Here is an 11070-nt window from a genome sequence, read left to right on the forward strand (position 1 = left end):
AGTAAGCCCCCCAGCCACCAAGGGCCGGGAGGCAGTGGAGTTAACCCTGAACTTCGGTGCCGACGACGACCTGTTCGCCTTTCAGGCCAATCGGCAGGCTTTGCAGATAGGCGTTGGGCATGCGGGCGTCATAGGGAATGCCGTCGATGATATCCTCGGCGGGCGTGGGGGCCTTGTAGCCGTCGCTCTCCCACGGGAAGTCGGCCTCATTCGCCAGACCCTCATCCACCAACATTTTCGCGGCTTCCAGATAGATGTCCGGACGATAGACCGACTTGGCGACCTCGTCATACCAGGCATCGGTCTGCGGCTCGGCGATCTGGCCCCAGCGGCGCATCTGGGTCAGGTACCAGATGGCGTCCGAATAGAACGGGTAGGTCGCGTTATAGCGGAAGAAGACGTTGAAGTCGGGCACTTCACGTTTGTCGCCCTTTTCATATTCGAACGTGCCCGTCATCGAGTTCGCGATCACGTCGTAGTCCGCACCCACATATTCCGGCTGGCTCAGCATCTCGACCGCGGCGGGGCGGTTGGCGTTGTCGTTTTCATCCAGCCACATCGCAGCGCGGATCAGGGCTTTAGTCACGGCGCGGGTGGTGTTGGGGTACTGCTCGGCGAACTCGGCATTGATGCCGAACACCTTTTCGGGGTTGTTCTTCCACAGCTCATAATCGGTGATGACCGGCACGCCGATGCCTTTGAACACGGCCTGCTGGTTCCAAGGCTCACCCACGCAATAGCCATAAATTGTGCCCGCTTCCAACGTGGCCGGCATCTGCGGCGGAGGCGTCACCGACAGGAACACATCCGCGCCGATCTGGCCGGTCACATTCTCGGGGCTGTAGTAACCGGGATGCAGACCACCCGCCGCCAGCCAGTAACGCAGTTCGTAATTGTGGGTCGAAACCGGGAAAACCATGCCCATGTTAAAGGGCTTGCCTTCGGATTTGTATTTCTCGACCACCGGGGCCAGCGCCTCGGCCGAAATCGGGTGCTGCGGGCGGCCGTCATCCATTTTCGGGATGTTGGGCTTCATCTCTTCCCAGACCTCGTTCGACACGGTGATGCCGTTGCCGTTCAGGTCCATCGAGAAGGGGGTGATGATATGCGCCTCGGTGCCATACCCGATAGTTGCGGCCAGCGGCTGACCGGCCAGCATGTGCGCGCCGTCCAGCTGTCCGTCGATCACACCGTCCAGCAGCACTTTCCAGTTGGCCTGCGCTTCGAGCGTGACGAACAGGCCCTCATCCAGGAAATAGCCATTCTCATAGGCCACGGCCAGGGGGGCCATGTCTGTCAGTTTGATAAAGCCAAAGGTCAGCTCGTCCTTCTCCAGCTCCAGCGTTTCTGCCAGTGCCGGGCTGATCAGGGCGGTGGTGGCGACAAGGCCTGCAAGCAATTTCTTCATGTGGGTCTGTCCCTTTCTTGGTCCCGGTCTACCGGGTGGGTGAAAAACAAAAGCCGCTGCACGCTCTGACCGGGAGGATTGGCCAGAGAGTGAGCGGCTTTGCTCAGTCGTTCCCAAACTTTGGGAGGAATTCTTGCGGCACACGCCTTTGCGTGCCGATGGGTTCAGAGTGGTAAATGCGCCGCTGCCGATCAAGTGATTTTGCTGCGATGCGGCGTTAAATGCTGCAATCGCGCGGTGCGGCGCGCGCGTCTGCCTAATTCTTGGGCGTCAGATATCCTGAGGGTCAAAAATGCGCCCATCCAAGAACGCATCCCGCTTCAGCGACAGCTGCCCGTTATGGGACGCAACCGGTGTGGTTTCACGAATCGCGCCCTCAAGTTTTTCCGAGGCACCGGGCAGATCCGCCCCCAACCCTGCCAGTTGATTGCGGTAGATATCGCTGCGAAACACGCTGCCCGCTTGGGCCAGCGCCAGATGCGGGTCCAGACCGTATCGTTGCGCCAGACGGTGGGCGATCCACTTGGCCTGACTGCGCCATGGGAAATTTGCGGCCCCGTCGTGGAACTCGACAAATCCCGGCACCTCGCGCTGTTCGGCGTGGCCTGTGATGGTAAAGCGCCCCGAGAGCGCCCGGTCGATCAGTTCCGAAGGCAGGTTCAGATAGGTGTCTCGGGCAAGGATTTCAGCGGCGGCGGTGTGGCTGCCCGGTTGGCCCAGCCAACGCCCGGCGCGCCAGACGGCCCGCATCAGCTTGCCAAGCAAGTGCGGCTCGGTATCCGCCCAGTCGGTGCGCACGGCCAGCACCTTTTCCGGCGCAAAGGCCCAGATCGCCTGACCCGGCAGCAACAACGCGCCCGCCTGCGATTCCACGGCGACCGAGCCCCAGGGCTCGCCCACACAGAACGCATCCACATCGCCCTCGGCCAAAGCCTGCGCCATCAGGGGTGGCGGGATGGTGCGCACCTCGACCCCGATTTTGGACAGTTCGGTAGCCTCAAGCCAGCAATGCAGCAGTTCCACATGCAGCGAGAACGGGAAGGGCACGCCGAAGACCAATGGCCCATCCGCGACCGAGGCCAGCGCGGCGGCGGCCTTGAAGGGGTCGCGAAAGTCGAACTCATAGCCTGCGTCGCGTAGGCGGGTTTCCAACGTGCGGCTAACGCCGATCACGTCGCCATTCACCGACAGGACCGAGACGGCGGACAAGGGTTGTGTGATCCCGCCCAGCCCCAAGGCCATTGCAACAGGGACCGGCGACAACAGCTGCGCCGCGTCCACCCGCCCAAAGGCCAACATATCGCGCACCGACGACCATGAGGGCGCTGCGATCAGGTCCAACTCGACTCCTTCGGCGCGGGCCAGACCCATCTCATGCGCCACGATCAAGGGGGCGGCGTCTACCAGCGGAACATAAGCAACGGGCAGGGTCACAGCGTTCATGACAACAGCCCCGAGGCCGTGACCAGCGCCTCGGCCACATCAGCGACGCGGCGGCCCTGATCCATCGCGGCTTTGCGTAGCAGGGCATAGGCCTCTTCTTCCTCGACCCCGCGCGCCTTCATCAGCAGACCCTTGGCGCGGTCGATCACCTTGCGTTCTTCCAGCGCACGTTTGGTCTCGGCCAGTTCACGGCGCATTTGCCGGACGATCTGGAACCGGGCGATGGCCGCGTCCAGCACGGGCTTCAGCCGATCCGGTTGCATGCCGTCGACGACGTAGGCCGACAGCCCCGCCTCAATCGCGGTCGAGGTCAAATCGCCCGCCGCGCCCGAGACAAACATGGCTACTGGCCGTTCCAGTGGCCCGGATGCAAGGGTCAGTTCCTCAAGCATGTCGCGGGTCGGGTTGTCGATGTCGATCAGCACCACATCGGGCACCAGCGCGGCGATCTTGCGCGCAAGGCTCGAGACATTGCCGATCACATGCACATCATAAGCCCCAGACGCCTTGAGTGCATCGACGATGGCAATCGCGCGCTCGCGGTCTTCTTCTACAACGACAATGGTCAGGGTGTCAGGCATGGCACCTTTTCACTGCGCCGATGTCTGATCACAAGGGTTCCCGGCCTATTCCGACACGATCCGCGCGTGACTGCCCAAAAAACAATCAACTGCTCACCGAGTCGCGTTAACGGACCGCAAATCTTTCGCCTATCGGAAACTCATGACCGCGGATGGGGTGAAATTGAATGTCGTTTTTCGACTTCGAAGAGTCTTTTCCGCTTGCTGCGACGCGGCAGGCTTTCTAGGTGTGGCGGCGGGACACCCCTCCCCAACGAGGGGCGTGTATCTGGAAGGGTAATACAGATGAGCACAAATACACCGGCAACGCGGCCGGCGAATCCGCGTTTTTCCTCTGGCCCCTGCGCCAAACCCCCCACATTCGAGCTGAACAAGCTGGCCGACGCTGCGTTGGGCCGGTCGCACCGTGCTGCGGTGGGCAAGGACAAGCTGAAGGCGGCCATCGAAGGCACGCGTGAGGTGCTGGGCATTCCGGCGGATTACAAGATCGGCATCGTTCCCGCCTCGGACACCGGCGCGGTTGAGATGGCGCTGTGGTCGCTGTTGGGCGAACGCAAGGTCGAGATGCTGGCCTGGGAAAGCTTTGGTGCCGGTTGGGTCACGGACGTGGTCAAGCAATTGAAGATCGACGCCGAGGTGAAAACCGCCGAGTATGGGCAGATCGTTGATCTGGCCTCGGTCGATTTCGCCAATGATGTGGTGTTTACGTGGAACGGCACGACCTCGGGCGTGCGGGTTCCCAATGGCGACTGGATCGCGGATGACCGTCAGGGTCTGACGATCTGTGATGCGACTTCGGCTGCATTTGCGATGGACCTGCCGTGGGACAAGCTGGATGTGACCACGTTCAGCTGGCAAAAAGTGCTGGGTGGTGAAGCAGCGCACGGGATGCTGATCCTCAGCCCGCGCGCGGTTGAGCGGCTGGAAAGCTACACCCCCGCATGGCCGCTGCCCAAGATTTTCCGCCTGACCAAAGGCGGCAAGCTGATCGACGGTATCTTTACCGGGGCCACGATCAACACGCCTTCGATGCTGGCGGTCGAGGACTACCTGTTTGCGCTGGACTGGGCGCGCTCGGTCGGTGGGTTGCAGGGCCTGATTGCCCGCGCAGATGCCAATGCTGGAGCGGTTCATGCCTTTTGCGATCAAAACGACTGGATCGCCAATCTGGCCGAGGATGCGGCGACGCAATCGAATACGTCGGTCTGCCTGAAATTCACCGATCCGCGCATTCAGGATGGGACGACATTCGCCAAGGCCGTAGCCAAACGGCTGGAGGTCGAGAATATCGCGCTGGATATCGGTGCATATCGCGATGCCCCCGCGGGCCTGCGCATCTGGTGTGGCGGCACGGTCGAGACCTCGGACATTCAGGCCATGCTGCCGTGGCTGGCCTGGGCCTTTGAGGCCGAGATCGCTGCGCAATCGGCAGCCGCCTGACAAGATTTTTCGACGAAAAATCTGGGCCCGACTGTGGCCCGGATACTTTCCCAAAATTTAAGGACCAGAAATATGGCCCCCAAAGTACTCGTATCTGACAAGCTCAGCGAAACCGCCGTGCAGATTTTCCGCGATCGCGGCATCGACGTGGATTTCATGCCCGATCTGGGCAAGGACAAGGATAAACTGGCCGAGGTGATCGGTCAGTATGACGGCCTCGCTATCCGTTCCGCCACAAAGGTCACGCCGACCCTGCTGGAAAAAGCCGACAATCTGAAAGTTATCGGCCGCGCTGGGATTGGCACCGACAATGTCGATAAGGAAGCAGCCAGCAAAAAGGGTGTGATCGTGATGAACACGCCGTTCGGCAACATGATCACAACGGCCGAACACGCCATTGCGATGATGTTCGCCGTGGCGCGGCAAATCCCCGAGGCCAGCACCTCGACCCATGCGGGCAAGTGGGAAAAGTCCAAATTCATGGGGATTGAGCTGACCAACAAGACTCTCGGCGTCATTGGCGCAGGCAACATCGGCGGCATCGTCTGCGAACGCGCGCTGGGCCTGAAGATGAAGGTCGTCGCCTATGATCCCTATCTCAGCGAAGAGAAAGCCTCCAAGATGGGCGTTGAAAAGGTCGAGTTGGATGACCTGCTGGCCCGCGCGGATTTCATCACGCTGCATGTTCCGCTGACCGATCAGACCCGCAACATCCTGAGCCGTGAGAATCTGGCCAAGACCAAGAGAGGCGTGCGCATCGTCAACTGTGCCCGCGGCGGTTTGGTCGACGAAGACGCGCTGGCCGAGATGCTGCAATCGGGTCATGTGGCCGGTGCGGCCTTTGACGTGTTCAGCGAGGAGCCGGCCAAGGAAAACGCCTTGTTCAACCTGCCCAACGTGGTCTGCACGCCGCATCTGGGTGCCGCGACGACCGAGGCGCAGGAAAACGTGGCGCTGCAGGTGGCCGAGCAAATCTCGAACTACCTGCTGACCGGGGCGGTTGAAAACGCGCTGAACATGCCGTCCGTGACCGCCGAAGAGGCCAAAGTCATGGGGCCGTGGATTAAGCTGGCTGGGCATCTGGGCAGCTTCATTGGGCAGATGACGGATGAGCCGATCAAGGCGATCAACATCCTTTATGATGGTGTCGCCGCTGAGATGAACCTGGCCGCGTTGAATTGTTCTGTCGTTGCGGGGATCATGAAAAAGGTCAATCCCGATGTGAACATGGTGTCCGCACCGGTGATCGCGAAAGAGCGCGGGGTTAAAATCTCGACCACCAATCAGGACAAGACCGGCGTTTTCGATGGCTATGTGAAGGTCACTGTTGTCACCAGCAAGCGTGAGCGTTCGATCGCTGGGACTGTATTCAGCGACGGCAAGCCGCGGTTCATTCAGATCAAAGGCATCAATATTGATGCCGAGGTCGGGGCGCATATGCTCTATACCACCAACGAAGACGTGCCGGGCATCATCGGTACGCTGGGTCAGACCATGGGCGAGAACGACGTGAACATCGCGAACTTTACCCTTGGCCGGTCCGAAGCGGGCGGCGAAGCGATCGCGCTGCTGTATGTGGATGAACCTGTCCCGGCCGAGGCCCGCGCAAAGTTGGCCGAAACGGGGCTGTTTACCCAGATCAAACCTTTGGAATTTGACGTGGCCTAGTAGGTAGTGTTGAATTTCTGAGACAATCCCAACCCGCGCTGCCTAAGGCGCGGGTATTTTCTTTGTCAGGGACCATTTTAACGTCACAAGCAAAGTGATTTTCGACCCGAGGTTTTTCATGACGTCTGCCATTTACGCCATTGGCGATATTCACGGCCAGCTTGAGATGTTGCAAACCGCCCTGCTCCGGATTGAGGCGGATGGAGGCCCAGATGCGCGAGTCGTGTTTCTGGGGGATTACGTGGATCGTGGGCCGAACAGTCGCGGGGTGCTTGACCTGTTGATCGAAGGTCATCGTGCAGGACGCAACTGGGTCATGGTGCGGGGTAATCACGACCGGATGATGGCGCGGTTTGTACAGGACTGCGAGGTCGCCGACAGCCACCTGCCGGTCACGCTCAGCTGGTTGCATCCGCGTTTGGGCGGGCGCGAGACGTTGGCCTCTTACGGTGTGGATGTCACCGACAATGACCGTATCATCTATGTTCATCAACGCGCGGTCGAGGCTGTTCCACCGCAGCATCTGGATTTCCTCAATGCTCTGCCGAACTATCACCAAGAGGGCGAAATGCTGTTCGTTCACGCGGGTATCCGACCGGGCCTTCCGCTGGAGCAGCAATCCGAGAATGACCTGATCTGGATTCGCAACGAGTTTCTGACCGAAGCCGCGCCGCATCCGTGGCTGATTGTCCATGGCCATACACCCGTCGATCAGGCCGAACATTGCGGCAACCGTGTCAATCTGGATGCGGGCGCAGGTTATGGCCGTCCATTGGCCACGGCGGTGTTTGAGGGGCGTAAGTGCTGGCTTTTGACCCCAAACGGACGCGTGCCGCTTAGGTAAACAGGTCGGCGAAACGCGCGCGCAGGGCGTTTTTCTGCACCTTGCCCATCGTGTTACGCGGCAGCTCGTCCAGAACGATCAGTTTGCGGGGATGTTTGAAACGCGCCATTTCGGCCTGCGCACGGGCCATGATCGCGTCCAGATCAGGGGTCGCGCCGGGTTCCGCCACCAGCAGGCCCACGGGGGTTTCGCCAAAATCTGGGTGCGGTACGCCGATCACGGCGCTTTCCAACACGCCGGGCTGGTCGTCCAGCAGCATCTCAAGTTCCTTGGGGTAGATGTTGAACCCGCCTGAGATGATCAGATCCTTTCCGCGTCCGACGATATGGACATAGCCATCCTCATCCACTCGCCCCAGATCGCCGGTGATGAAAAACCCATCCTCGCGCAGCTCGGCGGCGGTTTTCTCGGGCATTTGCCAATAGCCTTGGAAGACGTTCGGGCCGCGGACTTCGATCATGCCGATCTCGCCCTGCGGCAGGGTCTCGCCGCTGTCGGGGTCGGTCACTTTCAATTCGACGTCGGGCAGGGGGAAGCCAACCGTGCCCGCGCGACGCTCGCCGTCATAGGGGTTTGAGGTGTTCATGTTGGTCTCGGTCATGCCGTATCGTTCAAGGATGCGGTGGCCGGTGCGTGTTTCGAACCGCTCATGGGTTTCCGCCAGCAAGGGGGCCGAGCCCGAGATGAACAGTCGCATATGCTGAGTCAGATCACCGGTGAACCGATCATCCCCCAACAGGCGGGTGTAGAAGGTCGGCACCCCCATCATTGAGGTCGCCTGCGGCATCAGGCGCAGCATGTCATCCAGATCGAACTTCGGCAGAAAGATCATCGACCCGCCCGAGGCCAGCACCACATTCGTCGCCACAAACAGCCCATGTGTATGGAAAATGGGCAAGGCATGCAGCAGCACGTCATCGGCTGTGAACCGCCACTCCTGCACCAATGTTACCGCATTCGATAGCAGGTTGGCCTGCGACAGCATCGCGCCTTTCGACCGCCCGGTGGTGCCGGAGGTGTAAAGGAAGGCGGCCAGATCGTCCTCGGTCCGGTGCGCAGGTTCGAACGCGGGCAACATCCCCAAGGCACGCCGCATCAAACTGCCCGAGCCATCGGCGTTCAGCGTCTCGAGCCGAGCTTCGTGCATCTTAGCCAGTGGTGTCAGGGCGGTTTGGTTCGCGTCGTCGCACACAACCAGCGATGCGCCGCTGTTTTCGATGAAATAGGTTAGCTCGTTGACGGTGTAGGCGGTGTTCAGGGGCAAAAAGACCAACCCGGCCTGCGCGCAGGCGGCATAGAGTGCCAAGGCCTCGGGCGATTTTTCGATCTGAACGGCAACCCGGTCGCCCGGTTCCAACTCGTAACCAACCAGCGTGTTTGCAAGCCGCGCCGCCATATCAAGAAATGCGGCATGTGTGATAACCTCGCCATCCGGCAGATGCAGAAACGGCGTGTCCTTACCTGCGTGAATGCCAAACAAGCGGTCGTATAGCGGGTTTGCCATTCTGTCTGCCTTTGTCAACGGAACTGTTGCCTGCGAATCTGGCGTGGATTGGCACAGTGGTAAAGCCCAATTTGACGCGCTCAGAACTGGGTGGTCATCCGGTATCCGGCGCCGAAATACATTTTGGCGTAGGTGACGGGTTGCCCCTCCAACCATGTGATGCGTTCACCGGTAAACACCGGCTCACCTTCAGGCAGGTCCAGAAAACGGGCGACGGTCGCGTCCGCCCGGCTGGCTAGAAAGCTGAGTTCCACATTGGTGAACGGCACGGTCTGGATCAGCCACTCATTCGGGCCGATTGCCGAAAAATCCGCCTGCGCCACTTGTGGCACGCTGTCCACCACGATCCAGCGGTCTTCGTATTGAAACGGGGTATTGCCTGAAAAATGCATGCATCGCACATGCACCGTGCTTTGGTTGGGCCGCAAAACAAGACGCGCGGTCAGCCAATCCGGGGCGACGGTCGTCTCGGCTGAGACCAGCGCGTAGCGATAGGTGCCACCGGTCGCTTCGACCTCGTCCCGGACCATGGGTATGCTGAAACGTGCCTGCCGCTGAGGCGCGCTGAGTACACGGGTGCCAGCCTTGCGGCGGCGTTCCAGATAGCCTTCATCCGCCAGTTCCCGCAAGGCGCGGTTGACGGTTGTGCGGGTACAGGAGAATTCAGCTGCCAAATCCTGTTCGTTGGGCAACAACGAGTCGGGCTGCCATTCGCCCGAGCGGATGCGTGCCAAAACAGTTTTCTTGATGTCTTTGTAGCTGGTGGTCTCGGTTGATTGCGGCATGTACCCTCGGCTTTCGGATGCGTTCTAGACCGCGGACAAAAGATCGGCAATTCCTACCCTGTAGGCAGAAATGATCTGGTCGCGGTTCACGTGGCGGCCTTGCCGCACCATATGCCGCCCGGCAGACCACAGATCGGTCACGACCCCGTCATGGGCGGCAAAGCACAACCCGTCCAGCAACTGATCGTCGGTCAAGGCGCAAAGGGTCGGATGGGTGCGGTCGATGGCGACCATATCGGCCAGTTTACCCACCGCAATCTGCCCTGCATCCCGCGACAGGGCCTGCGCGCCACCCTCAACTGCGCAGGTATAAAGCGCGTGGCCCACCGATCCGGCCTGCTGAACCAGAACCGTGCGTTCCCGGTCGCGAAGACGTTGGGAATATTCCAGCATCCGCAATTCCTCGGACAGGGAAATCCGGACGTTCGAATCCGACCCGACCCCAAACCGTCCGCCCGCCTGCATATAAACCGCGCCGTTGAAGATCCCATCACCCAGATTGGCCTCGGTGATCGGGCAGAGCCCGGCAACAGCGCCCGAGCGCGCCATGGCCTGCGTTTCCGCGTCGGTCATATGAGTCGCATGGATCAGGCACCAGCGGTCATTCACATCGGCATTGTCCAACAGCCAAGACACGGGCGTCGCGCCCAATGCGGTCTGCGCATCTCGCACCTCCTGCGTTTGTTCAGCGATGTGGATATGTACCGGGCCCTGCGGTGCCGCTTGCAACAGGGTCTGCAAGTCCGAAGGAGAAGTTGCACGCAGGGAATGGGGCGCAATGCCCACAAGGCTGTCGGGAAGCGGGGCCCCTTTGCGGCAATCTTCGACCAGGCGCAGATAGGCGTCCACGCTATGACCGAACCGCAACTGCCCGCCCGCAAGCGGCTCTTGCTGAACGCCGCCATAGGTGTAAAGCACCGGGAGATGGGTTAGGCCTATTCCGGTCTGTTGCGCAGCGGCAAATATACGTTGGCTCAGTTCCGAGCGGGTCTCGTAGGGCTGCCCGCCGGGTTGGTGGTGGACATAGTGAAATTCACCGACCGAGGCATAGCCTGACTCTTGCATCTCCATGAAAACCAAAGCTGCGATGGCTTCGATCTGGTCGGGCGTCAACCGGTCAAGAAAGCGGTACATCAGGTTGCGCCATGTCCAGAAGCTTTCCCGCCCGGCGGCGCGGGTTTCGGTCATTCCAGCCATGGCCCGTTGAAAGCTGTGGCTGTGCAGGTTGGCCAAAGCGGGCAACAGAACGTCCACCTGATCGTCCTGCGGCTGAGGCCGCGCGCCGGTTTCGACCCGACTGATCCGGCCTTCTTTCACCTCGACCCTAAGGTCCGAGACCCAGTCAGAGCCGATCAGAGCGCTTTTGGCGTGCACAGTCATTGGGATTCCATTTTGTG

At 60.5% G+C, this 11070-nt stretch carries 9 protein-coding genes; 3 read left to right on the plus strand and 6 right to left on the minus strand.

Translation table 11 applies throughout. From position 1 onward, the window contains the following. Positions 1-40: 40 nt before the first annotated feature. From ACR0CA_RS13105 to ACR0CA_RS13115, 3 genes are all read right to left on the minus strand, one after another. A complete protein-coding gene (locus tag ACR0CA_RS13105) occupies positions 41-1408 on the minus strand; it encodes a CmpA/NrtA family ABC transporter substrate-binding protein (protein WP_480877339.1) in 1368 nt (455 codons plus the stop codon). Positions 1409-1678: 270 nt separating this feature from the next. Beyond that, a complete protein-coding gene (locus ACR0CA_RS13110; RefSeq protein WP_480899472.1) occupies positions 1679-2851 on the minus strand; it encodes a CmpA/NrtA family ABC transporter substrate-binding protein in 1173 nt (390 codons plus the stop codon). Next, positions 2848-3432, minus strand: a complete 585-nt coding sequence (locus tag ACR0CA_RS13115) for an ANTAR domain-containing response regulator (RefSeq protein ID WP_170774956.1) — start codon at positions 3430-3432, stop codon at positions 2848-2850. Before ACR0CA_RS13115 ends, ACR0CA_RS13110 begins: the two co-directional genes overlap by 4 nt. Before the next feature lie 285 nt (positions 3433-3717). Between ACR0CA_RS13115 and ACR0CA_RS13120 the strand changes: the two genes are divergently transcribed. From ACR0CA_RS13120 to ACR0CA_RS13130, 3 genes are all read left to right on the plus strand, one after another. Then, complete coding sequence (locus tag ACR0CA_RS13120) at positions 3718-4872, plus strand: phosphoserine transaminase (RefSeq protein ID WP_170774954.1); 1155 nt, start codon at positions 3718-3720, stop codon at positions 4870-4872. A gap of 72 nt (positions 4873-4944) precedes the next feature. Continuing rightward, positions 4945-6540 carry a phosphoglycerate dehydrogenase gene (serA, locus tag ACR0CA_RS13125; protein ID WP_480899475.1) on the plus strand — a complete coding sequence of 532 codons (1596 nt, stop codon included), beginning with the start codon at positions 4945-4947 and terminating at the stop codon, positions 6538-6540. Between the two features lie 118 nt (positions 6541-6658). Further along, positions 6659-7384, plus strand: a complete 726-nt coding sequence (locus ACR0CA_RS13130) for a metallophosphoesterase family protein (protein WP_480899477.1) — start codon at positions 6659-6661, stop codon at positions 7382-7384. Here ACR0CA_RS13130 and ACR0CA_RS13135 read toward each other — a convergent pair. The 3 genes from ACR0CA_RS13135 to ACR0CA_RS13145 form a co-directional block, all read right to left on the minus strand. Next, positions 7377-8888 (minus strand): malonate--CoA ligase, encoded by a 1512-nt coding sequence (locus tag ACR0CA_RS13135; protein WP_480899479.1) that lies wholly within the window; start codon positions 8886-8888, stop codon positions 7377-7379. The two genes, ACR0CA_RS13130 and ACR0CA_RS13135, sit on opposite strands and share 8 nt — an antisense overlap. 80 nt (positions 8889-8968) lie before the next feature. Continuing rightward, positions 8969-9673, minus strand: coding sequence for a GntR family transcriptional regulator (locus ACR0CA_RS13140; protein ID WP_480899481.1), 705 nt, complete (start codon positions 9671-9673; stop codon positions 8969-8971). A gap of 24 nt (positions 9674-9697) precedes the next feature. Continuing rightward, positions 9698-11053: a formimidoylglutamate deiminase gene (locus tag ACR0CA_RS13145; RefSeq protein WP_480899482.1), complete on the minus strand. Its 1356-nt coding sequence runs from the start codon at positions 11051-11053 to the stop codon at positions 9698-9700. Between the last annotated feature and the right edge of the window lie 17 nt (positions 11054-11070).

The organism is Ruegeria sp. F12 (assembly GCF_056533885.1).

What these genes read in the sequence shown, in the direction of transcription:
- ACR0CA_RS13105 (WP_480877339.1), bottom strand. Translation starts at nt 1,408, where the DNA reads ATGAAGAAATTGCTTGCAGGCCTTGTCGCCACCACCGCCCTGATCAGC.
- ACR0CA_RS13110 (WP_480899472.1), bottom strand. Translation starts at nt 2,851, where the DNA reads ATGAACGCTGTGACCCTGCCCGTTGCTTATGTTCCGCTGGTAGACGCC.
- ACR0CA_RS13115 (WP_170774956.1), bottom strand. Translation starts at nt 3,432, where the DNA reads ATGCCTGACACCCTGACCATTGTCGTTGTAGAAGAAGACCGCGAGCGC.
- ACR0CA_RS13120 (WP_170774954.1), top strand. Translation starts at nt 3,718, where the DNA reads ATGAGCACAAATACACCGGCAACGCGGCCGGCGAATCCGCGTTTTTCC.
- serA (WP_480899475.1), top strand. Translation starts at nt 4,945, where the DNA reads ATGGCCCCCAAAGTACTCGTATCTGACAAGCTCAGCGAAACCGCCGTG.
- ACR0CA_RS13130 (WP_480899477.1), top strand. Translation starts at nt 6,659, where the DNA reads ATGACGTCTGCCATTTACGCCATTGGCGATATTCACGGCCAGCTTGAG.
- ACR0CA_RS13135 (WP_480899479.1), bottom strand. Translation starts at nt 8,888, where the DNA reads ATGGCAAACCCGCTATACGACCGCTTGTTTGGCATTCACGCAGGTAAG.
- ACR0CA_RS13140 (WP_480899481.1), bottom strand. Translation starts at nt 9,673, where the DNA reads ATGCCGCAATCAACCGAGACCACCAGCTACAAAGACATCAAGAAAACT.
- ACR0CA_RS13145 (WP_480899482.1), bottom strand. Translation starts at nt 11,053, where the DNA reads ATGACTGTGCACGCCAAAAGCGCTCTGATCGGCTCTGACTGGGTCTCG.